Annotated in this window: 19 protein-coding genes; 7 read left to right on the top strand and 12 right to left on the bottom strand. The window is 45.1% G+C overall.

The features are described from left to right. Nucleotides 1–10 precede the first annotated feature (10 nt). Nucleotides 11–568, bottom strand: a complete 558-nt coding sequence (locus MHI51_RS04625) for a DUF1273 domain-containing protein (RefSeq protein ID WP_036680784.1) — start codon at nt 566–568, stop codon at nt 11–13. A 199-nt stretch (nt 569–767) separates the two neighbouring features. Here MHI51_RS04625 and MHI51_RS04620 point away from each other — a divergent pair, with 199 nt between their 5' ends. Next, on the top strand, nt 768–1,451 hold the full coding sequence (locus MHI51_RS04620; protein WP_405173632.1) for a hypothetical protein: 684 nt from the start codon (nt 768–770) through the stop codon (nt 1,449–1,451). Nucleotides 1,452–1,552: 101 nt separating this feature from the next. Here MHI51_RS04620 and MHI51_RS04615 read toward each other — a convergent pair whose 3' ends face one another. Beyond that, nucleotides 1,553–3,583, bottom strand: a complete 2,031-nt coding sequence (locus tag MHI51_RS04615) for a beta-galactosidase (RefSeq protein WP_405173631.1) — start codon at nt 3,581–3,583, stop codon at nt 1,553–1,555. Nucleotides 3,584–3,702: 119 nt separating this feature from the next. Here MHI51_RS04615 and MHI51_RS04610 point away from each other — a divergent pair, with 119 nt between their 5' ends. Further along, nucleotides 3,703–4,536: an AraC family transcriptional regulator gene (locus MHI51_RS04610; protein ID WP_405173630.1), complete on the top strand. Its 834-nt coding sequence runs from the start codon at nt 3,703–3,705 to the stop codon at nt 4,534–4,536. 896 nt (nt 4,537–5,432) lie between these two features. On the opposite strand, the gene MHI51_RS04605 is transcribed toward MHI51_RS04610, so the two are convergent. The 4 genes from MHI51_RS04605 to MHI51_RS04590 all read right to left on the bottom strand — a co-directional run bounded on the left by MHI51_RS04605 (nt 5,433) and on the right by MHI51_RS04590 (nt 10,639). Continuing rightward, entirely contained in the window at nt 5,433–7,424 is a 1,992-nt protein-coding gene (locus MHI51_RS04605; RefSeq protein ID WP_405173629.1) for a beta-galactosidase, read from the bottom strand. A 137-nt stretch (nt 7,425–7,561) separates the two neighbouring features. Continuing rightward, nucleotides 7,562–8,863, bottom strand: a complete 1,302-nt coding sequence (locus MHI51_RS04600; protein ID WP_094902687.1) for an ABC transporter substrate-binding protein — start codon at nt 8,861–8,863, stop codon at nt 7,562–7,564. A gap of 61 nt (nt 8,864–8,924) precedes the next feature. After that, a complete protein-coding gene (locus MHI51_RS04595) occupies nt 8,925–9,758 on the bottom strand; it encodes a carbohydrate ABC transporter permease (protein WP_036680774.1) in 834 nt (277 codons plus the stop codon). Next, nucleotides 9,758–10,639 (bottom strand): carbohydrate ABC transporter permease, encoded by an 882-nt coding sequence (locus tag MHI51_RS04590; protein WP_036680772.1) that lies wholly within the window; start codon nt 10,637–10,639, stop codon nt 9,758–9,760. Before MHI51_RS04590 ends, MHI51_RS04595 begins: the two co-directional genes overlap by 1 nt. 136 nt (nt 10,640–10,775) lie before the next feature. Here MHI51_RS04590 and MHI51_RS04585 point away from each other — a divergent pair, with 136 nt between their 5' ends. After that, nucleotides 10,776–12,596, top strand: coding sequence for a sensor histidine kinase (locus MHI51_RS04585; protein ID WP_405173628.1), 1,821 nt, complete (start codon nt 10,776–10,778; stop codon nt 12,594–12,596). Next, a complete protein-coding gene (locus MHI51_RS04580) occupies nt 12,593–14,254 on the top strand; it encodes a helix-turn-helix domain-containing protein (protein ID WP_076219662.1) in 1,662 nt (553 codons plus the stop codon). Before MHI51_RS04585 ends, MHI51_RS04580 begins: the two co-directional genes overlap by 4 nt. Here the strand turns inward: MHI51_RS04580 and MHI51_RS04575 are convergent, their stop codons facing one another. After that, the gene (locus MHI51_RS04575; protein WP_076129609.1) at nt 14,255–15,424 is read right to left on the bottom strand and encodes a GDSL-type esterase/lipase family protein; all 1,170 of its coding nucleotides are present in this window, start codon (nt 15,422–15,424) and stop codon (nt 14,255–14,257) included. It abuts the gene before it with no gap. Nucleotides 15,425–15,548: 124 nt separating this feature from the next. Then, nucleotides 15,549–17,870: an alpha-xylosidase gene (gene yicI / locus MHI51_RS04570; RefSeq protein ID WP_076219663.1), complete on the bottom strand. Its 2,322-nt coding sequence runs from the start codon at nt 17,868–17,870 to the stop codon at nt 15,549–15,551. Between the two features lie 128 nt (nt 17,871–17,998). Here yicI and MHI51_RS04565 point away from each other — a divergent pair, with 128 nt between their 5' ends. The 3 genes from MHI51_RS04565 (at nt 17,999) to MHI51_RS04555 (ending at nt 20,820) form a co-directional block, all read left to right on the top strand. Further along, on the top strand, nt 17,999–18,889 hold the full coding sequence (locus MHI51_RS04565) for an AraC family transcriptional regulator (RefSeq protein WP_076129611.1): 891 nt from the start codon (nt 17,999–18,001) through the stop codon (nt 18,887–18,889). A gap of 47 nt (nt 18,890–18,936) precedes the next feature. Next, nucleotides 18,937–19,824: a helix-turn-helix transcriptional regulator gene (locus tag MHI51_RS04560; protein WP_076276809.1), complete on the top strand. Its 888-nt coding sequence runs from the start codon at nt 18,937–18,939 to the stop codon at nt 19,822–19,824. A 174-nt stretch (nt 19,825–19,998) separates the two neighbouring features. Next, complete coding sequence (locus tag MHI51_RS04555; RefSeq protein ID WP_342410435.1) at nt 19,999–20,820, top strand: hypothetical protein; 822 nt, start codon at nt 19,999–20,001, stop codon at nt 20,818–20,820. A gap of 98 nt (nt 20,821–20,918) precedes the next feature. On the opposite strand, the gene MHI51_RS04550 is transcribed toward MHI51_RS04555, so the two are convergent. The 4 genes from MHI51_RS04550 to MHI51_RS04535 all read right to left on the bottom strand — a co-directional run bounded on the left by MHI51_RS04550 (nt 20,919) and on the right by MHI51_RS04535 (nt 26,027). Continuing rightward, complete coding sequence (locus MHI51_RS04550; RefSeq protein WP_339246543.1) at nt 20,919–22,988, bottom strand: class I SAM-dependent methyltransferase; 2,070 nt, start codon at nt 22,986–22,988, stop codon at nt 20,919–20,921. Between the two features lie 129 nt (nt 22,989–23,117). Next, entirely contained in the window at nt 23,118–23,993 is an 876-nt protein-coding gene (locus tag MHI51_RS04545) for a radical SAM/SPASM domain-containing protein (RefSeq protein ID WP_076219700.1), read from the bottom strand. Between the two features lie 22 nt (nt 23,994–24,015). Further along, complete coding sequence (locus MHI51_RS04540) at nt 24,016–25,002, bottom strand: Gfo/Idh/MocA family oxidoreductase (RefSeq protein ID WP_339246540.1); 987 nt, start codon at nt 25,000–25,002, stop codon at nt 24,016–24,018. Between the two features lie 251 nt (nt 25,003–25,253). Further along, complete coding sequence (locus tag MHI51_RS04535; protein WP_036680744.1) at nt 25,254–26,027, bottom strand: SDR family NAD(P)-dependent oxidoreductase; 774 nt, start codon at nt 26,025–26,027, stop codon at nt 25,254–25,256. Nucleotides 26,028–26,104: the final 77 nt, after the last annotated feature.

The raw sequence follows: 26,104 nt of genomic DNA, 5'->3' as shown, positions 1-26,104 counted from the left end.
GTTCGTAGCTTTATTCATAATCTCGCTGATTTTCTTCATCGGCAATATTTTGAATCTCATCAGAATGAATAAGAAACAGCTCGTAGTCCCCCTCTGCATGCAGCTTCAGCGCTCGTTCTTTAAAAAACTTCGGGCTGCCTTCCGCCGCATCCTCATCATAAAAGAGCAATATCCCGTCACTTTTGCGGAACAACAAGTCATCTCTGGCCCTGAACTGCCAGCTGCCGTCATAAGGGGCATTACTGACCGCCCTGCAAAAGTCCGCACCCGCAATAATACGTCGGTATTCCTCCTGCTTCTCTTCCTTCCACTTCTCTTCCTGTCCAGTATGCGCCGTAATGATCCCCAATTTCAATTCAGGATATTGAGTCTTGAGTTCACATACCACCTCACAAGCCCAAAGATCGACACCATACTGGCCGGGGGTAATAATCCATTCGACGCCTTCTTCAATTAGCGGCTTTAATCTGTTAGACAGCGCCTTTTTGATATAAGGAATTCCCGGATGCTTATTGTCAAAAATACCGAGCTCATGCGCACGGTAGCCTGTTACGAGTAAATTCTTCATGTACTGCCTCTTTCCTGAACGTTGGTTATCTCTTACCATGACTTACCTTTGTAGAGTTTTATCCCACTTATATGATTATTATATAGCATTTACATGATCTATTTCTTTAGGCAAACTTTCAGCTGATCTTAAGCAACCTTTCAGAACCGTCTGATATATTTCTCCTAATCAATCTAAAACTATTAAGGAGAGAAAATAAATGAAGAAATTAATACCGATTATGATCTCAGGAAGTCTACTTGCTTCTCTACTATTGGCTGGCTGCAGCACCAATTCGGAGTCCGAAGGAACAGCTGTTACTAATAACCAAGCGAACACGGCACCCGCAGATAACGCTGAGGCACAGCGATCTCAAGGAAACGGCAATCAACAAAACGGCAGACCCGGCATGTCCATGAATTTCGGCAAGATTAAGAGTATTAGCGACAACACAATTACAATCTATACGTCAGAAGTGCCTTCCCCGCCCGCACAAGGCACTGGAGATACGGCTGGAGCCGATATGCAGAACGTCCAGGCTGGTACTCCACCGGAAAGACCCGAAGGTGATCAAGGCTCAGAAAACGGTACACCTCCAGAGGGGGGAATACCGGAAGGCGGAGCCCCTGACGGCGGTGGACAAGGTGGTGGACCACAGGGCGGCGGGATGCAGCAAACCTTCTCCGAGGAAACCACAGATATTACAATTGATGCTGATACCAAAATTGTAACGATGACCTTTGACAATGGTACGCGTCAGGAGAACACGATCAGCTTAGCTGACCTGAAAGCTGATGACATTATCCAATATACGCTTAAATCAGATTCCACTGTGGCGGAGAGCATTACCTTAAGCAGCGGAACCCCAATGGGGATGGCTGAAGGCAAAAAGAGCAGCGACTGAACTACCAAAAAATAACAGAAAAAAATCCCCACCTACGATCAGCTTCAAAAAAGCGTTTTGTAGTGGGGATTTCAAATTTATATAGGTTAGACGAGACTCAACTATTTTTTATCCGACAAAATCAATACTCCACGACCCGGTACAACTGCTGAACCACTGATTACATTACCTGTCAGTAGATCAGTACGCTCAGCTGCCCCAATATCCGCGCTTAAATCCCCGGCAGTGTGGTTCAGTAAGAACAAGTAAGATACGTCATCCTTCACACGTTGAACAGATTCGATACCTTCCGGTGCAGTTACCAGCGGTTGAATGTTCTTTTCGGCACATAGATTCGCTAAGAATCCTTGTAGGAATCCAGCTTCTGGGCTAGTCGCCACATAATAAGCTTTACCTTCGCCAAATTTATTCACAGTCAATGCAGGCATTCCTTTATAGAAATCAGAACCGTACTCCGCCAAAACTTCTGCCCCTTCGGCATGGATCAGATCGCAGAGCAGATCACATTTATAAGAACCACTCAAGCTACCCCACGTTTTATCCAGCACGAGCTCATTGCTCATACCTGGCAGTAATGCATCGATTTCCTCTGCCCAAATTCCAAGCACTTTACGTAACTCGCCTGGATAACCTCCAACCGTTACAAGGTCGTTCTCATTAACAATACCGCTGAAATAAGTCGTAATGAATGTGCCGCCCGCTTTTACAAAGGCTTCAACCTTCTCTGCAAAACCTGGCTTGACCATGTACATTACGGGTGCGATAACAATTTCATACTTGGACAGGTTCTCTTCGACCCCGATCATGTCGGCTTCGATATTTTGCTGATACAGCGCATCATAATATTTGTGGACTTCATTCACGTAATCCAAGGCAACCGACGGTCCGCTTGAGAGATCAAGCGCCCAACGATTTTCCCAATCGTAGATGATCCCTACTTTAGCTGCACTGCGCGCATCCAGTAGTTGATCTCCAAGCTGCTCCAGCTCTTTACCCAGCTCAGCACATTCACGGAATACCCGTGTGTGTTCATGACCCACATGCTCAATTACCGCTCCATGATACTTTTCACAAGCCCCTATCGAACGACGCAGTTGGAAGAACAACACAGTATCTGCACCACGCGCTACAGCCTGGTAACTCCATAGACGCATAACGCCTGGACGTTTCAAAGAGTTGTACGGTTGCCAGTTCTGCTGGCTCGGTGTTTGCTCCATCAGCATGAATGGTTGGCCATTTTTTAATCCACGCATAAGATCATGTGTCATTGCTGTAAAGCTGACCGGTGTGTCCAGTGAAGGATAGTTGTCCCAAGAAATTACATCCATATGCTTGGCCCACTCAAAATAATCCAGCTCCGGATAAAAGCCCATCAGGTTCGTTGTAACAGGTACGTTGGTGCTGTGTTCTTTGATCGCTTCGTATTCGATTTTGTAACATTCGAGCAAGCTATAAGACATAAACCGGCGATAGTCCAACGAGATTCCTTGGAAGTTAGTACGGTTACCGTTCCATTCTTCACTCAGCTCATTTGGCACCACAATTTCTTCCCAATCATAAAACGCATGTCCCCAAAAGCGTGTATTCCAAGCCTTGTTCAAAGCATCCAGCGAACCATAACGCTCCCTCAACCAGACACGGAAGGCAGCAGCGGACTGTTCGGAATAATCATAGCCACCATATTCATTAGAAATATGCCAAGCTACCAGTGCCGGATGATCCTTGTAGCGTTCTGCCAGCTTACCAGCCAGCTTCGCTGCATACTTGCGGTAAACTGAACTGTTCGGATTAGAGTTATGACGTCCGCCGAACTTACGTTTTCTGCCCTGCACATCGACACGGGTCACTTCAGGATAACGATGAGCCATCCAAGCTGGATGTGCTCCTGTTCCTGTAGCTAGACATACATAAGTTCCATTTTTATATAGTCTATCCATTAATTCATCCAATGAGGAGAAATCATAAGTATCTTCGGAAGGTTGGATTAAAGCCCAGGAAAACACATTAATTGTGGCAACATCAATTCCCGCCAGCTTGAACATCCGTTCATCCTCAGCCCATACTGGCGCATCCCATTGCTCCGGATTGTAGTCTCCACCGTACCAAATTTTAGGTAATTTATCGTTAATCACACTTCGCACACCCTTTATAGTATAATTATATATCTATTGTAAATGGTTAAGGTTGCCCTTTAAATATAAAATAATATCTCATACATATAAGAATATAGAACTAACAGGAGAGGATAACATTGTTCGAAATCATGCATCGCAGGATCGTATTCGTCCATGAAGGTGGACAGCACTTGCCAATCACTTTAGACAGTATGGGGCACAATCATGATCAGGAAAAAGTATCCCGCCCCGATGGTTATGACACGTATCATTGGCTTCAAACCTCAGAAGGTGAAGGGATCATCCATTTTGACAATAAAACCTTTTCCCTGCCCGAAGGCAGCGGCGTATTACTACTTCCTTATACACCCCATCGTTATGAGGCTTCCACTAAAAACTGGGGTACCTATTATCTAACGTTTGGTGGCGATTCGGCACACTCTATTTTGGAGACCCTTGGGATGAATAGTAATTCTTTTTACCGTTGGGAAAATGAAGCGCCTCTCCCCAATTTGCTGAAGGAAATGCTGGATCGTCATGATGCCTATCAGGATATGTTTGGTCTCGGCGCCTCCACAGATGCTTATCGTTTTTTGCTTACTTTGAGTAAATATGGCCAGCTTCAAAATAATACGGCGATTTCCCGCAATGTAGATAAGCTGCAGCCACTGCTAAAATGGATGGACAGCCATTATGGCAATCCCGATCTTGGACTGAACGATCTAGCCGATGAACTAGGCGTATCTGGGCGCTATCTTAACAACCTATTTGTCCAAACTTTCGGACTCTCGCCTTATGCCTATTTCGTACGGTTACGCATCCGCAAAAGCAAAGAAATGCTCGTAAGCCAACCCGATCTTACGGTAAAAGCTATCTCCCAGCTAGTCGGCTTCCGCGATGTCAGCCATTATGTAGCCACTTTTCGCAAGCAATCCGGGACTACGCCGGAGCAATTTAGACGCCTACATTAAATATGCCCCGCCTGCTGTGGAGAAATTGCTCGCTGCGAATATGCGGCTAGAACGTAGTAAGAGTATGGTATGCGCTACTATTGTGTAGAATTGGGCGGTACGGTGAAGTGCGGTACGGTACGGTGGCTGGGTGCATTTGGCTGCGAGTGTACGGCACCTGTGAGATGGATCGTGCAGATCTGCACATGGTGGACTCCTTGTGAAAATCTGCTCATGTTGGGGACTCCATTGTGCAGCTCTCTTCAGTCAGTATGAGTAAGTCAGACGAAATAATTGCACTTTGTACACTTAAAATAGCCTGCACGGCAGAAATTATCCATATAAGTGTATTCTGTGCAACTATATTCTCGGAATATGGCCTTGCAGCGGGATTAGCCAATTTATAGCTGCACAAAGTGCAACTAAAACCAATTAAATACTCCAACACTTCAAATAAGTGTACGAAGTGCAACTATTTTCTGTTGTGCTTCTGTTGTGCTTCTGTTGAAGTTTCTACATGCCCTACTCCACTCATTTTTTACTCCACACTTCCACTTACTTCACTATTCCTACCCCACACATTCCCCTACACCGCTCTTCCCTTACTCCACACATCCCTCACTCCATCTTCACCAACCTCACTTTACCCTACTCCACACATCCCTCACTCCATCTTCACCAACCTCACTTTACCCTACTCCACACATCCCTCACTCCATCTTCACCAACCTTCCTTCACCCTACTCCACACATCCCTCACTCCATCTTCACCAACCTCACTTCACCCTTACTCCACACATCCCCCACTCCATCTTCACCAACCTTCACTTCACCCTACTCCACACATTCCCCACTCCACTTTCCCCTCTCCTGCCACACTCCCAAACCCACTCCAAAATCTCTTTACTCAAAACCACTCAAATCTCCAGCACCTCAACACCATACGGCTCGAGCTGGAGCTCTCCCGATCGAATCTTATTATCCAGCAGGCTGCTGTATTCTCGTGGCAACGGAACGATCACCGACTCGCGGCTCAGATTAAGCAGGAACAAGAAGCTTCCCTGATCTCCAGTCCGCACGGAGGCTTGTACTCCGTTTGGCAATCCTGCAAAGCATAACAACCCTTTTTCCTTAGCCAGGTTCTCCAATAGAACTGACCAGTATTGCTCTTCCGCATGGGTTCCAAAGTAATAAACCTGACCTTTGCCGAAGGAATTAACAGTTACAGCGGGTGTGCCGCGATAGAAATCATCACCATACCAGGCAATTGGCTGGGCCACTACAGGTCGGAGGATGTCGCACCACTGCGTACATTCATATGGGTTACCCTCCGCATCCACGATGACATGTGTTTCAACGCCAATCGGATCATACTCCAGCACTTCAACGCCGGTACAATAGCTCAGCTGCCCAGGCAGCGGTTGCATGACTGCGATGTTGTTTATATTTTTGACGCCACTACGGTTGGTGATCAGCAAGGTCCCGCCAGCGAGGGCAAAATCCTCCAGATTACGTACGATCTCCTCATCCAGCAAATATAAATTTGGAGCGATTACTACTTTGTATCCATCAAGCGGTTGTCTGAGGTCGATAACATCGCAGCCCATGCCAAGCTTGGTCACCGCCCGGTGAATCTGCTTAATGTTCTCATAATAATCAAAGCCCTCTGCCTGCGGCTGAATATCCAGCGCAGCCTTCTCTTCATGAGAATGGAGGATAGCCACTTCGTTTTTCAGCATCGTTCCTTGGAGCTTGCCGCTCAGCCCATTAACCTCATGACATAGCTGCGTGAACTCCGCTAATCTGCGTCCGGGAACATTGCTGTGATCAATCAGCCCGTGCCAGAATTGTTCTGCTCCTGAAGTTGCACTTCTCCAGCGAAAATGAACAACAGTATCCGCACCTCTAGCAATCGCCTGCCATGCATAGGCACGAATTAGTCCCGGATAAGGGGTTCGCCACATCGGCATCCAACAACCCGGAGATCCACTCAGCTGCTCCATGATCCAGAAGTTTTGGCGTTTGATGCCACGGGTTACGTCCAATGAAAGTGCTCCGCTATAAGGCGTTGTCTCTTGTTTGGTTGGCGAAGTATTCGGATAATAATCAAACGCAGCCACGTCCAGATCTGCACCCACTGCGTACATATCGAGACGCTGCGGATAGCTGTGAAAGTTATGGGTTATGAAATGCTCTGGACAAATCATACGCAAAATATTGATCTGCGCTGTCTGAAACGCTACCACCGAATCCCACTGAAACCGCTGAAAGTCCAGCAGAAAAGATGGATTCTGATGAGGTGATCCGCCCAACGGCACGGTAAGCTCATTCCAATCGCTGTACTCCCCGCTCCAAACATCGGTTCCCCATTCTGCATTGACCTCAGCCAGTGTTCCGTATTTAGCTTGTACCCATGCTCGAAAAGCAGTATTACAAGCGTCACAATGACAATCCAACATGCCAAATTCATTATCAGTCTGCCAGCCTATGACGGCCGGGTGTTCACTGTAACGTTCGGCAAGACGCAGAATAATACGGCTGCCATACTCACGCAGCGATGTGCTGTTATAGCAGCGGTGTCCACGTACCCCCGGGTGAAAAATCTCTCCATTAGCAAACACCGGAAGCACATCCGGAAATTTCGTCGTTAACCATCTTGGTGGTGTAGCTGTTGGCGTACCCATCACAACCTGCAGATCATATTGATGAAAAAGGTCCAGCGCACGGTCCAGCCACTCAAACTGGTAATTCCCCTCAGCCGGCTCCAGTCGGCTCCATGCGAACTCAGCAACCCGGACTACTTTAACACCTGTTTCTTTCATCAACTTGATATCTGGTTCCCACATGGATTCATCCCAATGCTCCGGGTAATAGTCCACACCCATCTGAACATGATCATATCGTTTCATTGGCGCTTCTCCCCATCCCTTGATAATCAGCCCTGTTTCCCAAAAAAAGCGCTCCCCGTCTCAAATTGATGAGGTATACGGAGAGCGCTTCTGTTAACCACTAATATCCATTAAATCTTCTCTATAATGTGCTTTACTTATTTTTTAAGCTTGTCCCATGCAGCTTGCATACCAGTCATCCAACCGTTAACGTCAACCTTGTCAGCAATGAACTGTTGAATCACGCTGGCAAATTCTTGCGTTACACCATCAGGGAATTTAGAGGATTGCAGGCCATAAACTTTGTTTTCTTTTACATAGTTCCATACGTCTGCTCCAAGCATACCGATGTCTTCAGGTGTTGCTTCGATTGTGGACAAAGCAGGGATGAATTTCCATTTTTTAACGATGTACTCTTTACCCATATCGGAAGTTACCAACCAGTTCAAGAACGTTTTTGCTTCTTCTTTAGAACCGGATTCTTTGTTGACTACAAGGTTCGCAGGGATACCAACAGTCATTTTGTCATTCTTCTCAGCATCTTCATTGATTGGCATAGGGAACATGCCAATGTTCATATCAGGAGTGATGTTATCAACAAGAGTTTGTGCCCAGTTACCTTCTTGCATCATTGCAGTTTCGCCTTTTGCGAACATTGCCAGGTGAGTGTTAGCATCTGTGGTCAAAGGATTCTTTTGTCCGTATTGTAAAGTCAGTTTGAGATACTTGCTCCACTCTTCAAACGTTTTATTGCCTACAATTGTACCAGTTCCTTCATTCAAACCTTTGATGAATTCATCTACATTATCTTGTTGTGCAAAGGCTACGCTGATCCCTTGGTTACCTAGCAGCCACCATTCCTGATATGCATTACCAAAAGGAGTTACGTCGATAGCTTGCAGCTTTTTAGCTGCTTCTTCAAGCTGTGACAATGTTTTTGGAGTTTCAGTGATTCCCGCTTTAGCGAACAAGTCCTTGTTATACACAATACCGATACCCTCAAGGTTCATTGCCATACCGTATACTTTGCCATCTTTAGTCATAGGCTCTGCAGCCATAGGAATCAGATCTTTTACCCAAGGTTGGTCGGACAGATCTTCCATCTTGTCTCCCCAAAGTTCCATTTCTGCATATCCACCATTGGAGAAAATATCAGGCGCATCGCCGGAAGCGAATTTAGTTTTCAATGCTGCTGCGTAGTCCGCACCACCACCAACTGTTTGGATATCCAGCTTGATGTTAGGGTATTCTTTTTCGAATTCAACCTTAAGCTCATTGAGGCCTTCTACGATTTCAGTTTTGAATTGGAAGATCTTAACGGTCTTCACTTCACCTGAATTTGTGCCAGCGCTTCCATTTTGTGAGTTACTAGAAGCGTTATTATTACCACCACATGCCGTTAGAGCTAAACTCATTGCCATTACTGCTGATAGAGCAACTGCGGAGTGTTTCTTCTTCATTATATATTCCCCCTTAAAATAGTGGACTGCTTAAAAAATATTTGGAACGGAGGGCTCGGTGTTAACCTTTCACCGAGCCAGCCGCTATTCCCTCAACAATGTAACGTTGCATAAACAGGTAGAAAATGATAATTGGTGCGACCCCGATTACGAGAGCCGGAAGTGCCATATCCCATTGTTTGGTATATTGACCAAAGAAGGAGAAAGTCGCTAGTGGAATGGTCCGAAGCTCTGGTGCCTGAAGAATCAAGGATGGCAACAGATAGTCATTCCATATTCCAAGTGCATTTAGCACGATTGTTGTCATCACCATTGGCTTCAGCAAAGGAAGCACAATACGGAAGAACACGGTAATAGGATTACATCCATCTACTGTAGCCGCCTCTTCAATTTCAAGAGGAACGGACTTGATAAAGCCGTGGAACAGGAAGATCGCCATCGGAACACTGATTCCTAGATTCGTGATAATCAAACCAAGGAAAGAGTTGTTTACTCCAATAACATTTACGACCTTCAGAATAGGAATCATAATCGTTTGGAACGGAACTACCATTGCTGCTACAAAGATAAGCAGCAAGAACTGATTGAATTTCGTATTCGCCCGAACCATACGATAGGATGCCATCGCACTGAACAGAGAGATTAGAATAACACTGATCACTGTGATAATAACCGAGTTTCGGAATGCTTCACCGAAACGGGCTAATTTCCAGGCGGTTGAATAGTTCGACCACATAAATACTTTTGGCCAGCTTGCCGCATCACTCAGAATTTCACCAAAGGATTTCACCGAGTTTGCGAGCAAGAAATAGAATGGAGAGAGAAAGAGCAGCGCCAGAAGGATCATTATCACTTCCGTACCAATATTCCATCTCTTTTTTTCCGTAGGTTTCATTACGCTTCAACCTCCTTGCTCTTCGTGATACGGACCTGAATCAGAGTAATGATGGCTACAATTACAAAGAACAGCAGCGCTTTTGCAGTACCCAGCCCGTAACGATTGTTCAGGAAGGCTTCATTGTAAATATTCATAGCAACGGATTCCGTCGATTTGAACGGTCCGCCCTTCGTCAAGGACAAGTTAAGGTCAAACATTTTGAATGACCAGGAAATGGCCAAGAATAATCCGATAGTTACAGCAGGCATAATTAGCGGAACTACGATATTGCGTAGCACCTGCCAACGGGAAGCACCATCAATATCAGCCGCTTCTAGTACTTCTTTAGATACGTTACTCAACGAGGCAATGTAGATAACCATTAAATAACCGGAAGACTGCCAAACAAAGACCATTACAATCGCCCAGAATCCTGTTGTGGCATCACCGAGCCAAGGAAGATTAAAGAAGGACCATCCTGTCAGGTCGCCCATAGTGGCGAACCCTTTGATGAAGATAAATTGCCAGATGAAACCAAGCAACAATCCCCCGATAACGTTCGGCATAAAGAAAATAGTCCGAAGCATGTTACGTGTCTTTAAAGGTTTAGTTAACAGATAAGCTAAGAAGAAGCCTACCACGTTAGTCAAAATCACACCTAACACCGTAAATCTTACCGTGAACCAAAAGGAAGACCAGAAGTCAGGGTCATTTGAGAAAATAGTGGAAAAGTTTTGAAATCCGACCCAACTTACATTACCGGATACACCGTTCCAATCTGTGAAAGAGTAATACATCCCCATCAAAAATGGGATAATCGTTATTAAGGTAAAAAACAAAACTGCCGGACCAACGAAAAAAAGCTGTTGACCTAACTGGGACAACTTAGTGCCGCGCATTTATTGCCCCCCCCTTTCTTTTGCTCACTTACTTGTTTATGCTTTATACACATATTATCTGTTTTTTTCAGGGTACCTCACACCTACTAAAGTGATCTTTCAGGTGTAAAATATTGATCGGATGTGACAAATTTCGATGAAATGGAACACGATTCGCACAAAATTGATCGTTTTTATCCTACTGCCAACGTTAATCTGTATTATGGCCACCATGTTTATTAGCTATCACTATAGCACTCAATCCCTAAGAACAAGGGCAGTAGATGAGAATACGAACCTCCTCTTTCAAGGCAATAGAAACATCGAAAGTCTGATTCAGGAGATCAATCGTCTCTCCCTTATCGTCTATTCAGATTCAGATTTCTACAGACTGCTCGAAGCGGGATATGAGGATATGGCAGCAAATACACGAATTTATTCTTCTCTAAATTACATTTCTTCATCCATGCCAGATATATCCCAGGTGTATCTTTACGGTGTAAAGGATAGAAAAGCCACTTTGCTCACCCAAAATACACCCAAACGTTGGCAGGGTATCCCCCCTTATGCCGACTCAGAGATCACTAGCAGTTCTCCTGTGTTTATACAAAGTACACATATAAGTCACAGCTATGGCCTAACCTCACCTATCCCGCAACTCATACCGGAGCCTGTGTTTACATTGCATAGACGAATTGAAAGGATTCCAACTACCACCCCACTCGGCTTCCTGTCGATCGATGTTAAGCTAACGGCTCTTACCGACATCGTCAGCCAGTTATATGATCAGAAGCAGGAGAACATTTGGCTGCTGGATGGCGATGGCAGGATTGTATACGGAAGCAACAGTGAGGAATACGGCAAGCGCCTACACGCTTCTTGGTACAACAAGCAAATCGCCACAAATCAAAGCTCGCAAGGGTATTTTGAAGAGGAAGATGCTGTGTTTATTTACCAAAGAATCGAAACCCAAGGTTTAAATTGGACCCTCGTGAAGCAGATTCCTACGTCCTATCTTTTCCGGGAAGCCAATGAGGCGGCAGCGATCAATATATTCCTCCTTGTTCTACTTTTGATTACAATTGCCACGTTAACGACCCTGATCTCTTTTCGAATCACGGCTCCTATCAAGCAGTTGACTCGTTACATGAATCAGGTGCAGACCGGTAATCTTGATGTTGAAATTCAACCTATGGGCAAAGATGAGATTGGCGTAGTTACCGAGCGATTCCGCAGTATGATGGACACGATCAACAACCTGATTTTAAGAGAGTACAAGCTGGAATTGTCCAATAAGACCAATGAACTGCGGGCACTGCAGGCACAAATCAACCCGCATTTTTTGAATAACACGTTACAGATCATTGGCACGCTGGCCTTAGAGCTTAAAGTGCCCCAAATTTACTCACTTCTTTCAGCTCTAGCCAAAATGATGCGCTACAGCATGTACAATGAGGAGAAGATCGTAACTGTTAAGGATGAGCTGGATCATGTCAAAGCCTACATTGAACTGCAAAAGGAACGTTTTGAAAATAAGTTCAGTTTCCGCTACGATATGGAGGAATCACTTTTAGAGACGTTTATGCCGAAAATGATTTTACAGCCTATTATAGAAAACTATTTCAAACACGGCTTTAATCTTTCCCGCAGTGACGGATTCATTGAAATCACCGCAGCAAGAGTGGATGACAACCGGATGGAAATCTGTATCCAAAATAACGGAAATGCGATCCCTTCAGCGAAGTTAGATCTTTTAAAGCAGAAGCTACAGCATCCTACTAGAACAGATATAGATTTATTAAGAAATACAGAGCAAACCAAGGAAGCTACAGGATCAGGTATTGGTCTGCCGAACGTTCTGGCTCGACTCAAGTTTGTGTGCGGAGATAGTGCCACTTTAACTGTGGATAACCTTAGAGCAGGCGGAGTAGTAGTGAAATTGGAAATTGAAATTATAGCGGAGCGTGAAAAGATATGAAGGCGTTGATTGTTGATGACGAGGCAAGAGTTAGAAAGGCAGTCAGACTGCTTGTCGACTGGGACGCCCATCAAATAGATGAAATTCTGGAAGCCGGAAATGGAAATGAAGCCATCGAGATCATCCGGCAGGCTAAACCAGCATTAGTCATTATGGATATGATGATGGAATCAGGTAATGGGATAGAGTTAATGACCTGGGTGAACGAATTCGCCGGCAACACTAAGTTTATTGTAGTCAGCGGACATAATGATTTTGAGTTCGTACGGCAGACTGTGCGGCATGGGGGTATTGATTATATCCTGAAACCTATCGAAGCCGAGGCAATCAATGTAGCGGTAGCTAAAGCAGTTGCAGCCTGGCGCTCAGAAGAAGACGACCGAAGCGAACGGCAGAAACAGAGTATTCAGCTTAATGAGTTCAAGCCCATTTATGGGGAAAAGCTATTATCTGCACTAATTGATGATCCGATCAATTCTGATTTATCTTTGCGGAGGTTATGCAGTGATGGTATCATTCCGGAAAACATCCATTCCGCTCGGTTAATATTGGTGCAGACAGATGCGGGTAACAATCCGTTGATTAAACGTTTTGGCGGAGACACCGAGCTAATGAACTACGCTATCGTCAATATTTGTAATGAATTTTTGCACAGTCCGCTTAAGGGTGTTGCTTTTCGTTATTGGGGAGGTCCTCCGGAGATTGCGATTATTCTGTGGGATATTCAAACCTCTGTGGTCGAGCTAATAGGCAGAATCAATCATGGCATCTACTCTACCTTGCAGGTCCGAATGCATTTTGGAATCAGCAGCATCGGCAACTTACCTAAGCAGTTACCTTATCAGCGTGCAGAGGTGGCAGAGGCCTTACAACGCCGAAACTTATTAATTCATGAGGATTACTGCCATTTCTCCTCTTCCTCCGAGGAGTTCAGAGATCGTAAAGAGATCGCCAAAGCAGAGGTTCGCGGTAATGTATCAACAACGAACTTTGCTGACGTCAAGGAAGATTGGAAAATGGCAGTCATCAGCGGAAGTCCAGAGATATTATCAACAGCTGCGCAGCACTGGGTAGATGAGCTTAGCCGAGGTGGGGTTGTGACACCAGAAATCCTAAACTCATGGAAAAATGATGCTCTACTATTTCGTTCCCAGCTGGTACGGGAAATGTTAGGCCCTGAAGCTGAAGGCGCACTGGCCGAGCTTGAACAGGCCGACCAGCTTCACCCAGCTCCTTATACGAACGGTTACTCGTTCTCCTTATTCGCTTGGCGTGACTGGTCGTATACCCTAATGCAGGAGCTGGCCGAAGTAATCGCCCTGAAACAAGCTAAAGAACGTAATCCGATGCATGATATCGTCAAATACATCGAGCTTAATTACGCTTCCGACCTGTCCTTACAGGAAGTGGCCGGAAAGTTTTTTGTTAGCCGTGAATATATTTCCCGCCGATTCAAACAGGAATACGGGATTAACTTCTCCGACTTTATTGTTAATATTCGAATAGATAAAGCTAAACTACTATTGCAGAATCCTCGTCTGAAGCTGGCCCAAATCTCCGAAATGGTCGGTTTTCATGATGTTAAATATTTCAGCAAAGTGTTTAAGAAACAGGTTGGATCTTCACCTAAGGACTACCGGGACACATTTAAGAGTTGATCAATACCAGTTTAAAAAGGCGTCCGCAACCGTCTTACCGGCTATGCCGTTCGGATGCGGGTCGTCTTGTCCACTCATATATTCCGGTCTGATCCGGTGATCGTCTGGTGCAGGCAACGATAATAGGCTTGCTATATCAAACACACGGTCTACTCCAGCGGGTGGGTTAGTCAGGATTTCATGATTCACTCTACGCCAAGTCTCTTCTCTTGCCTCCTGAAAATTAAACGGCGGCACCGTACTTAGAATAATACTAGCATCAGCATTTGCTGTTTTGATCTTAGCAATAATAGTTGTCAGATCACCAAGTAACTCATCTGCAGAGCGGCAGCCAATATCAATATCATTTACGCCGAGGACAATCATCAGTTCATCACTCTGTTTAGCTTTGTGAAGCCAAGGGCCATCCGCAGCTACATCATACGCTCTAGCCCAGCCTGAGCCGAGATTCCATACACCAATCTCTGCACCAAGACCATCCGCAATTCTCGCTGCCCAATATTCGTATCCGTCCTTTAATGTCCGCACACCTTGAGTAATCGAATCTCCCAAAAATACTAGCTTCTTATTCACAGCTTTCTTATATCCGATATAGCTTGGCAGTACCAAAAGCTTGTCAGATTCTGTAAACCCATCGGCTGATTCCTGTGCAGCCAGATTTCCGGGCGCATCATAAGCGGTTGCCAGCATCCCTTCTACGTTGAAAGGAATGGATTTGCCCGCAGTAGTTGTCTTAATCGTCCATGTAAACGCTAAGTAATGGCCATCAGGTAGGTTGATGCTTGTCTCATCACTCCAGAAGCATTCACCGGCCGCTACTGACTTGGAGACATTGCCTTCAAAAGTGACAGCATGTTGTGTATGCTCAATAATAGCTCCGTTTGGCTCAGTGCCCCCATCCGCGATAAAAGCCGATTCGATCACCCAACTGCCCCCAGGTTCACTGCCCGAAGCTTCAAGCCCTTGATCCCAGGTGGAATCCACCGCATTGCTATGCCAAAATTTCAGCTGCACCGGGCCGTTTTCCCGTAAACGAATATAAGTCCGGAAGGTATGTGTAAAAGGTTCTTGCCTATTCATAATAAAATTAGCGGCGGTTGAAAGAACCGTAGCAGAGGTATAGTCCGTCTGATTCAAAACTCCACTTCCCTTAATTAAATTAGTATTCATAACGTTTCCCCCGTTATTAGTTAAGATTGTAACACTAAAACCTCTCCTATAAACCAGGGAACGGATCATTCACCCAATCTACAAGAGAGGTTATGGCTATATCAATATGCTTTAAGAAATCATCTTATTTCAATGTAATGGTAAACGATGCGGATTTTGCACCTGCGTTTACTTTCACTCTAGTCTCATCCACTTGCTCTGCACCTTCTACGGAAGCGATAGCTCCCAGATCTTTAAGGGAAAGCGAGAATTCTTTACCGCTGCCTTCTGCAGTAACTGTTACGCTGTTGCCTTTGCGGGCAGCCTTCACAGTCAATTCAGGAGCACCTTTAAGATCACGTACGGTTGCAGAAGTAGTAGTACCTTCTTCAAGTGAATACAGGCCAAATTTCACGCCATCCGCAAAGTCATAATCCGGTTTGTTGTCGATGCTGCCGATTGCCAGCAAGGAGTTCTGACGAACGAACAGTGGCAGGCTGAAGAAATCATATTTCTCTTTGCGCCATGATCCGCCTTGTACAGTTTCACCAGATAACAGGTGAGTCCAGCGACCTGCTGGCAGATAGTATTTCACTTCGCCGTTTTCTTGGAAAATAGGCGCTACGAGCAAGGAATCACCCAGCATGTATTGGCGATCGAGTACTTCACATGTTGGATCTTCCGGGAATTCCATAACCATCGCCCGCATAGAAGCCCAGCCATGCTCTGCAGCCTGCCCAGCCACATCATACAGGTAAGGCATCAAGCTGCATTTAAGCTTCGTGAAGAAGCGGGTAACATCACAAGCTTCATCATCGTACGCCCAAGGCACACGGTACGAAGTGCTGCCGTGCAGACGGCTGTGGCTGGACAACAGTCCAAAAGCTAACCAGCGTTTAAATACATGTGCCGGAGCAGTGTTCTCGAAACCACCGATATCGTGACTCCAGAAACCGAAACCGGACAAGCCCAGAGACAAACCGCCGCGAAGGCTTTCTGCCATGGATTCATAATCTGCGTAGCAATCTCCGCCCCAGTGAACTGGGAATTGTTGGCCGCCAGCAGTTGCAGAACGTGCGAACAATGCTGCCTCATTCTTACCAAGCTTCTCTTCCAATACTTCAAATACAACTTTGTTGTACAGTTGAGTGTAGTAGTTGTGCATTTTCATCGGATCAGATCCGTCGAAATAAACTACATCTGTAGGAATCCGCTCACCGAAGTCTGTCTTGAAGCTGTCTACGCCCATATCTACCAAATCACGCAGGTAGCCGGCATACCATTCACAAGCCGCAGGGTTAGTGAAATCCACCAGCCCCATACCCGCTTGCCACAGGTCACATTGATAAACATCGCCGTTAGGCTTTTTGATCAGGTAGCCGTTTTTCTTGCCTTCTTCAAACAAGCGTGAACGTTGACCAATATAAGAGTTGATCCATACGCAGATCTTCAGGCCTTTTTCCTTCAGGCGTTTCAGCATGCCCTCTGGATCTGGGAATACACGTTTGTCCCATTCAAAATCAGTCCATTGATACTCACGCATCCAGAAGCAGTCAAAGTGGAATACATGCAGCGGCAGATCACGTTCTGCCATACCTTCTACGAAGGAATTTACAGTCTCTTCATCATAGTTGGTAGTGAACGAAGTTGTCAGCCACAAGCCAAAAGTCCATGCTGGTGGAAGCGCTGGTTTACCTGTAAGAGCAGTATAGTTGCTAATAACGTCTTTAATGGTAGGTCCATCAATCACAAAGTATTCCAAGCTTTCTCCAGCTACGCTGAATTGGGCTTTTTTTACTTTTTCTGAAGCGATTTCATAGGAAACCAATTCCGGATGATTCACGAATACGCCATAACCTTTGCTTGATACGTAGAAAGGAATGTTTTTGTAAGCTTGCTCAGAGCTAGTGCCGCCGTCTTTGTTCCAGATATCAACGGTTTGTCCATTTTTCACGAAAGCGGTAAAACGTTCGCCCAGACCATATACGAATTCGCCTACGCCGAGATCCAGCTCATCACGCATGTACGTGTTACCGTCTTGGTCGGTGATGTAAGCCATGGATTTAAAGCCACTGCCTGTAATACGTTCTTCGCCGCGATAGAAATCCACCGCCCATTGTTCGCCTTTGCGAATCACTACACGAAGTCCGCCGCTGATCAGCACGGTTTCGAGATCCGTTTCTTCAATCTTCACATGATCGCCAGTACCTTTAGTCAGTTCGAAAACCGGACCACGTTCCTGTACACCATCATGATGAATAATTTTAATGCCTACCACGCCTGGAAGCGGGGAATGGAATTTTACAGTAAGCAGGGTTGAATTCAGCGTTGCTGCGCGCCCTGTGATTGGAGTCGTTTGTGTAATTGCTGTTAATCCTTCGGGAGTCTTTTCTACAACATAATTTTGAACTGCGCCGTTAATCGTGATACCTTCACGAACCAGCCAGAGTCCATCAGTAAATTTCATTGTGTACTTGCCACCTTTCAATTTGGTGTTTATAGTTGCATTATACCGATAAAAAATGAACAAAACTAATACTATATAGCTCATTTATAACACTATTTTGATGTTTTTCTAAGAAAAGAGGCCTTTATATGGACCGTACAACTCAGAGTTTGCTAAAAGAAAACAGAGTTCATGGAGATAGTATGTTTCCACTCGCAGCTTATTGGATAGAACTTCCATCCGGAACGCATGTACTCGATACACATTGGCATGAAGAAGCGGAGTTCTTTATGCTGCTAGAAGGAGAAATTCTGTTCCAAGTAGACACAGAATATTTTCCACTCCGCGCGGGCGAAGCGGTATTTATCGAATCTGGCGATATACACGCCGCCTATGTGCTGAACGAAGACACCCCCTGCAAATTCTGTGCGCTTGTATTTCTGCCTGATCTTTTGGCTAGCGCCCAGTACGATACGATCCAGCAAAACGCGATTTTGCCACTGCAAGAGAAACGCCAGAGCTTTCCGAGACATATTACACCAGATGTCCCTTGGCAGCAGGAGCTGCTTCATCATCTGGAGCAAATGATGGAGGCATACGCTAATAAAATGCCCGGATTTGAGACCTTTATGAAAGGAACTTTGCTAATCATGCTTTCCAAGATTACCGCAGAGGGCCGATTTGAGAACCGCAGCCAATCAGATGATGCTGATACCACCAAAATTAACCGCCTTAAAAAGGTGATTCTTTATATCCAAGATAACTATCAGGAACCGATCCGTACCCGTGATCTATCAGAGCTTATTCCCATGAGCGAGGGGCAATTCTGCCGCTTCTTCAAAATGATGACTCGTAAAACGCCGGTCGATTACATCAACTCATACCGGATTCGCCAGGCTGCCGATCTGCTGCAACAAAGTGAAAGAAAAATATCCGACATCGCATTCGAGGTCGGATTTGATAATGTAAGCTATTTCATAAAGGTTTTCCGTAAAGCGATGAAATGCTCGCCTTCGGAGTTCAGGAAAGGTGCAGGCTAGTTTCATCTACATCATAAAAAACGATGGATTCCAATTGGAGGCTCGCGATGAACTCACCGATTCTTAGCTTTATCACACCGCCTATTCCTTATTTCATAGACTGTGGCCGTGCTCACTACAATACTGGAGACTATCATATCAGTCGTAATTGCATCGGCGTATTTGATCTAATCATTGTTAAAAAGGGGATATTGCCCATCGCCGAGAATGAGGTGCACTGGGAGCTAAAGGAAGGAGAATTCCTCATCCTTCGTCCAGATGCCCATCACTATGGCTTTGCCCCTTGTCCTATCGAAACAGAAATCATCTGGATTCATTTCCAGACCTTCGGCAGCTGGATCGAGTGTCAGGATATGAACGAATGTCTGGAGAATCAGAGCGAGCTCATCGAAAGCCATAAACAAAAAGCTTATTTAAATCACTGCGATGTATGCTCGATCTTTATTCCGAAGTATATGGAAATATCAGAGAAGGCAATGGAGGTATTAGAGTTCTTTTTCCATCTGGAACAAGAACCCCAGTCGATGCGCAACTGGAAGCGCCAAGCCTCCTTTCAACAGTTCCTGCAATTCTTGGACCGCGATCTGGCCGAGGCATCCGATGCAACCGCCATTCATCTTGCCGAGAAGATTGAATTGTTCATTCGGCAAAATTATACTCGTGATGTCTCTAACTCCTTACTTCAAAAAGAACTTAACTATCATCCTAACTATCTCGCCAAAAACATGCTAAAAATATACGGTGTGACCCCTATGGCCTATCTCCTGTCCTATCGTCTAGAACAATCCAAACGGCTGTTAATTCAAACTTCCTGGTCCATTGCCCGCATCGCTGAAGAGGTTGGCTTCCATCATATTACTTACTACTCTTCCTGCTTCTCCAAGAAAGAAGGCATTTCTCCCTCTAACTTTCGACAAAAATTCACCGGTAAATAGACATTACAAAGCCTGAAATGGAAAATATCTTCCTCTTCCGGGATAGTTTGGACAAAAAAGCTGTTAAGCGTCCATCAAACAACGCTGCGGCTAACAGCTCTCTTTATTAAATATTACTGCTGATTTGCCGATATATTATAGATAGATCTTATCGTCGTAGGAGGATAATGAACCATGCATATAACGAATATGACCTCATCTATGGGAACGAGGTTTAATGTATCTGTTAGTCACCAAACTAATGATAAAACTATGAAATCAAACAGCAATACTAGTGGTAATGGTAATGGTAATGGAGATAAATTATCAATAAGTAAATCTGCAAAGGCTGCTTTTCAAAATCAATCCAAAATGGACGGAATGGTTAACTCCCTGCTTAAACAAAAACAAAATATCATCGACAGTAAGAACAGTCTGATTGAAAGAACTACCAAAAGTTCACATAATCTCGAATCTATTCAAGATCAACTTAAAGAGTTCGACAAGCAGCTCCAAACGATTGACCAACAAATTGCAAAATACAGCTTCGAAGAGCAACAAAAGAACTTAGAAGATGCTCAAAAAGCTAATCCAAAGGATGAACCTAAAACCGAGCAAGAGATACAGAACGAAAGATTGAATACGATTGTTTCTGTAAGCCAAGATGTTAGCCAAATGGAGGTAGTTTCTTCTACCCACACTAAGATGCGTGGCGAGGCAAAAGTTCTGACCAAGGAAATAGAGCTGGATGAGGCTCGTTCTACTCATTCCGCAACAGCCAAACGGGAGCAGTTATCCAAAATCGAAACTAAACTATCGGAAATGAACGAAACGTTAGGCGATGCCATGAAAGACACGGGAGATAAAATTAAAGATCAGATCGATAAAGCAGGTTCAACAGAAATTAAACCTTTTGAAGAGAACACCAATGAGCGGACAGAACAATTAGCTACCTATCAAGAAATTCAACGTTTAGCCGAAGAATCTGATAAGTCGCAGCTAGAAGTACTAATCTAACAAGGGCAAGAATCTCTATATAAAAAAGCAATCGGATCTCCTCCGCAGCAGAGGGTCTGCCGATTGCTTTTTTTAGATGCAGCTGATGTATTTTTCGGCTATTCCTTCCGAATCACAATAAAGCAGGTGCTGTCCGGCAGCGCCACTTCCTGTCCGCTCTCATCCATGAACCTTACTCTATCACGCAAAGCTTCGGTATAACCTTCTTGCAAGTAATGCCGGAAGACCTCAATCTTTGCCTGCTCTCCTAAAATCTGTTCAATAAATGAGGCAAACTCCGTAGGGGTGAAATAACCAAACTGTTCTTGGACTTCGTGAATATAAGCCTCTTCGCCCCAGGTATAAGTATATAAAAATTCCATGGCATCATTAACGGGCATGAGTACTTCTTGTTCCCCTAATCTCTGAAACTGAATCTGACGTCCAGCAAAATCCTTCGCATAACGCTCCAGCCACACCAGACCGTCCTCTTCCAGAAAGCGAACTCTCCGCAGCAATGATGCAGGTTCAGTCATGATCCCATCGCGGATAATGATAACCCCGCCAGCTGACAATACAGCAAAGGCACTTCGCAGAGCTGCGGAGACGGTGTCGTGATTGAACTTATTACCATTTAGCGGCACATAAGAATATAGCTCATGCAAAATCGAAGAGAAAATTACCGTGTCCACCGTTCCGGCCTCCACGAAATCTTTAAGGTTCAACGCATCTCCCTGCAGCACCTCCCAGTGGCGACCTTCCCGCTGCTTGCGTTGTCGCAAGGCTTCCACTACATTGCTTGATATATCAATGCCGATAGGAGTAACTTCGGGCATACGCTCTTCCAGTAAATCCAGCAGCACACCGCCGCCCGGACCGATATCCAGCACTTTTTGTCCAGTGACATGATCTAGAATTACAGCTTTATAATCTGCTGCATTATTCATTTGGCTTAAGTAGGTATCTTCATTATGAAAACGGTCAAAAGCATCCCTGCGCAGCTCGAATAGATCGAATAACAGCAATACAGCACGTTCATACAAGGGTGATTTTTCAGCTTCCATACAGAATTCGATCAGCTTCTCTGCCGCTGCCGAGAATTGGAATTGAAAAAATACCGTGTCTGGCAGATGTTCCTTAGAATATTGCCGCAAGAGTAGGTGAGGGTTCTCAGCAGGCAAAGTCCCTTGCTCGATATCCTTCCATGTAAGCTCCGCTAAATATTTTTCGATAATCCGCTTCTTATAAACATTGGTCTTCTTAACACCCTTGTAATCGTAGTAAATGCTGTTCATGACATGCTCGAAGCTGATATGGCTTAAGGATTCATTCTGCGCCCTCTGGGCAGCAAGCACCATCACCTTCAGAAATTGCTCCAGCGAAAAGGTCTGTAGTGCAGATTCTACATACCAGAAGGTAATCTTACTTAATGAAACCAACCGTTCAGCATGGAAACCTTCCTGCGTCAGCTTAGCCCATTCCGTAGTGAAATCCTCTCCTCTAGAGATCGGACCCAGCCGCATTCTGCGCAGTCGTTCCTTCATCGGCATAGGACTAGCAAGATTGCCTGAAGAAATCAGCTCAATAAGCTGCTTCACTTCATGCTGCACATTCTGCCATAACTCGGGAGACACAGCTCCGATGATGCAATGATTGAGCACGGTCAGCAGGCGTTCCAGTTCCTCCGCGGTCAGCAGCTGATCTTCCACTATATCATGGAGTGGCTTATTGACTTCCGGCGGCACTTCTCCGCGAATTTGCTGTCCTATAAGTCCATGAGTCTCAATAAGCCGCTGAATCATCGTACCTTTCTCGGAGACAGCCTTCCCTAAATATCTCTCATATAACTGTGCGGAACCTAAATTATGTACAAAACAATTGATCCCTTCCTCCTGCCAAACCAGCCGCTCCTTTGCTGTACCTCCCTTAGCCGTTTCTGACCAAATTAACGTTTCTTCCACCAGCTCTTTTATCCAAATAGAACGGGGAAGTTGGTCCAGAATCTGCAAGCTACGTTCCACATAGTCTAGTACGGGATTCCTGCGATCCAGCTCCTCCAGAGATTCCACACGTTCCAAATTTACAATCTGCTCCTCCGCTTGGACAATAAGCTTCAGCCAGAGGTGATCCTCCAAATGATCTTGCACACCTTCACGGTATAAGGCGATGGCTTCCAGTGATTTCAGCATATGCTCCTCCTTCGCTCCAAAGTGGAGACTATAAAGACCTATTATTATATATATACAATCCCGTTAATTAAAAAACAGAACCAGGACTCATGAAATAGCCATGTCCCGGTTCTGTTTGCATTCCATTCATTAGGTTCCGAACCGCTGCCGATACCCACATTTGCGGCACAGCTCCTCCACCGCTTCTCTACGTGAGAAGCCATAGAATAAATTGTTCGCCCGCTCCCCCTCTACAATCTCTGAGAACGGAGTTTCATGGATGTTGCCTAGGTTAATTACTCCTTCACCATCCAGACAGCATGGCACAACCGTGCCATCCACAAGGATTGCCGCTTGGCTCCGCAGGGCATGACAGAACCCTTTTCCGTCATCTTCCGGCTCATTCAGCGCTGGCCAACGGAACTCATGATCCTGATTAAGGTAGACGCGTGGGGCAATCTTGACACCACTGCCAGGCACAACCTTTTCTTCGATCTTGAAATCCAAGTTGAAGGCTTCCTCCAGCAGGGCAAGGGTTTCACGGTTACGGTTTCTCTCCAGATTCGTCAGATTATCCTCCGTCAAATTCCACAAGCGGAAAGAAATAATGACCCCTTGCGCTGAGGCTTCCCGTACAAAAGAAATTATCTCTGAAAGATAGCCTTCACGGTTCTCTGACCCTTCATGCCCATCAAAGCTGTGCAGAGAAAAGTTCATCTGACGCAGTGCGGGCTTACCAACAATTTTAGGTCCGGCTTTATGAATTAACGTGCCATTGGTTGTAATATTAACCTTGAACCCTTTGGCATGAGCAGCATCCAACAGTTCACCGATCTTGGGATGCAGCAACGGCTCCCCTTTGACGTGAAGATAAATATGATTGCTGTGTGGTTTAATTTCATCCAATATCGTATTAAACGTATCAAGCTTCATGAAATTTTTCGTCCGGGCGGTTTGTGGACAAAAGCTGCAGGCGAGGTTGCAGACGCTTGTTATCTCAATATAAACCTTTTTAAAAGTCTTCAAGTCCTGCTCCCCATTCTATTTATTATAAATCTGAGGCATAGCGGAGACCGATCTGTGCTCTGGCTTCCTCCATAATCTCTGCTGCGGCCATGGAGTTCTCATGAGTATTAATTCTGCTCTCCCGTTCACCATTCTTAATCAAGTTGATGAATTCTTCCACCTCATAATACATAGGTTCAAACACCTGAGGCAACGTAAGCTCCTCAACTGTACCATCACGATAGTAAATTTTCACCTGATAAGGCTCATTGATTTTGTCGATCACCATCGTACCGTTCTCTCCATGAATCTCAGCTGGCAGATAGGAGTCGGAAATCTTGGAGTGCATAACTACCGCATCCATATCGTCATACTTCATAATGAGACTTCCTTCACCATCCACACCTGACGAGAGCATGACACCCACTGCCTGTACTGATTGAGGCTTGCCAAAGAGCACTACCATTGGATACAAACAGTACACTCCAAGATCCATTAACGAGCCATTGGAAAAAGCGGGATTAAACGCATTTAACACAGTCCCCTGCCGGTAGGCATCATATCTGGAGGAGTACTTACAGTAACTTGCAAAATAACGGCGAACTTGGCCGAGTTTATACAAATTATCACGAATCACTCCAAAGTTCGGCATAAAGGTCGATTTCATCGCCTCTACCAGTAGCACATCATTTGTGCGCGCAGCTTCAATCATAGCTTTAAGCTCCGTACTGTTGGATGCAGCCGGTTTCTCGCAGAGCACATGCTTGCTGTGATTTAAGCACATAATCGCTTGTTCTGCATGCATAGAATTTGGGCTGGCAATATATATAGCATCTACATCTTTGCTTTTCACCATATCTTCCAAATTCGTATAAATTGTAGCTCCCGCATATTTAGCAGCAAAGGCCTGACCTTTCTCCATTGTGCGAGAGTACACGGCTGTCAGGATAAACTCCTCATTCTCCAAGCCGGCTTGCACGAAGCGGTCTGTAATAAAGTTTGTTCCAATGACCCCGAAACGAATTGTCATGATGTTATCCCGTCCTTTTTAGTTATTACTAACTCTACATGCTATTTTCTCACTCATAGGTAGTCATGTCTACTTTTTAAGGCAAATTAACGACAATTTCTGATAAATTCAGCAATTCTCTTGTTACTGGCGGAGCACCGCTCATCGTACAACGCAAAAAAAGGCGTATCCCAGCCACCCTTTCATGGCTTTTGAGATACCCTTTTTTTGGAGTTACAATCATTCCCCGAGCTTACAGAACCAGATGAACTCTATATAATTGTCCAGCCGCCATCTACAAACAAGGTCTGACCTGTAGTGTAGCTGGAAGCATCTGAAGCAAAGTAGAGCACGGCGCCGTTTAATTCTCCCGGATTACCAGGGCGCCCCATCGGACACACTGCGTTGTACATTTTTAGCGCTTTTTCTGCAAATAACGTATTCTCAGTCATTTCAGTTTTGAACAAGCTTGGTCCAATCGCATTAACAGTGATACCATGCTTAGCGTAAGTTGCCGCCACCCCTCTTGTCAGATGGATCACTCCACCTTTAGCAGCATTGTAAGAATGCGTAGGAACCGAAGCAGAAGCTGTAAGGCCTAGCATTGAGGCTGTATTGACGATTTTGCCGTAATTCCGTTCCTTCATATGCCGGATCACATGTTTCGACATCAGGAAAACACCTTTTAAATCCGTATCCAGTACCCGATCCCAAGCTTCTTCTTCCAGCGCCTCAATCGGAACCGCATCCACCACACCAGCATTATTCAACAGAATATCAATTTTGCCAAAGGCTTCCATAACCTTTTGAACAGCCACAATAATCTGGTCCTCTTTTCTTACATCACACTCGATAGGAATTATTCTGCGTTCAGGGTATTTAGCCCGGATATCCTCGGCTACTGCTACAAGCTTGTCATATCTTCTGGCCAAAATAGCAATGTCTGCTCCTTGCTCAGCAAGCATCTCTGCGAATTGTACCCCGATCCCACTGGATGCTCCTGCGATAATAGCTGTCTTACCCGTCAAATCAAAAAGGTTAGTCATTCTAATTCCTCCTAATGTTTAGTTAGCCGATCCTTCTTCGGTTTCATTTCGCACAAACTCACTTCAAACACGTAGGC

Source organism: Paenibacillus sp. FSL H8-0260, from assembly GCF_045040625.1.
Taxonomy (GTDB): Bacteria; Bacillota; Bacilli; order Paenibacillales; family Paenibacillaceae; genus Paenibacillus_AQ; species Paenibacillus_AQ odorifer.
This window is presented reverse-complemented; position numbering and strand designations above follow the sequence as displayed.

Excerpts from the sequence above, each read along its gene's own strand:
- MHI51_RS04535 (WP_036680744.1), bottom strand. The coding sequence starts at position 26,027 with ATGACTAACCTTTTTGATTTGACGGGTAAGACAGCTATTATCGCAGGA.
- yicI (WP_076219663.1), bottom strand. The coding sequence starts at position 17,870 with ATGAAATTTACTGATGGACTCTGGCTGGTTCGTGAAGGTATCACGATT.
- MHI51_RS04565 (WP_076129611.1), top strand. The coding sequence starts at position 17,999 with ATGGACCGTACAACTCAGAGTTTGCTAAAAGAAAACAGAGTTCATGGA.
- MHI51_RS04625 (WP_036680784.1), bottom strand. The coding sequence starts at position 568 with ATGAAGAATTTACTCGTAACAGGCTACCGTGCGCATGAGCTCGGTATT.
- MHI51_RS04575 (WP_076129609.1), bottom strand. The coding sequence starts at position 15,424 with ATGAATACTAATTTAATTAAGGGAAGTGGAGTTTTGAATCAGACGGAC.
- MHI51_RS04550 (WP_339246543.1), bottom strand. The coding sequence starts at position 22,988 with ATGCTGAAATCACTGGAAGCCATCGCCTTATACCGTGAAGGTGTGCAA.
- MHI51_RS04600 (WP_094902687.1), bottom strand. The coding sequence starts at position 8,863 with ATGAAGAAGAAACACTCCGCAGTTGCTCTATCAGCAGTAATGGCAATG.
- MHI51_RS04605 (WP_405173629.1), bottom strand. The coding sequence starts at position 7,424 with ATGAAACGATATGATCATGTTCAGATGGGTGTGGACTATTACCCGGAG.
- MHI51_RS04585 (WP_405173628.1), top strand. The coding sequence starts at position 10,776 with ATGAAATGGAACACGATTCGCACAAAATTGATCGTTTTTATCCTACTG.
- MHI51_RS04595 (WP_036680774.1), bottom strand. The coding sequence starts at position 9,758 with ATGAAACCTACGGAAAAAAAGAGATGGAATATTGGTACGGAAGTGATA.
- MHI51_RS04620 (WP_405173632.1), top strand. The coding sequence starts at position 768 with ATGAAGAAATTAATACCGATTATGATCTCAGGAAGTCTACTTGCTTCT.
- MHI51_RS04560 (WP_076276809.1), top strand. The coding sequence starts at position 18,937 with ATGAACTCACCGATTCTTAGCTTTATCACACCGCCTATTCCTTATTTC.
- MHI51_RS04580 (WP_076219662.1), top strand. The coding sequence starts at position 12,593 with ATGAAGGCGTTGATTGTTGATGACGAGGCAAGAGTTAGAAAGGCAGTC.
- MHI51_RS04540 (WP_339246540.1), bottom strand. The coding sequence starts at position 25,002 with ATGACAATTCGTTTCGGGGTCATTGGAACAAACTTTATTACAGACCGC.
- MHI51_RS04590 (WP_036680772.1), bottom strand. The coding sequence starts at position 10,639 with ATGCGCGGCACTAAGTTGTCCCAGTTAGGTCAACAGCTTTTTTTCGTT.
- MHI51_RS04555 (WP_342410435.1), top strand. The coding sequence starts at position 19,999 with ATGCATATAACGAATATGACCTCATCTATGGGAACGAGGTTTAATGTA.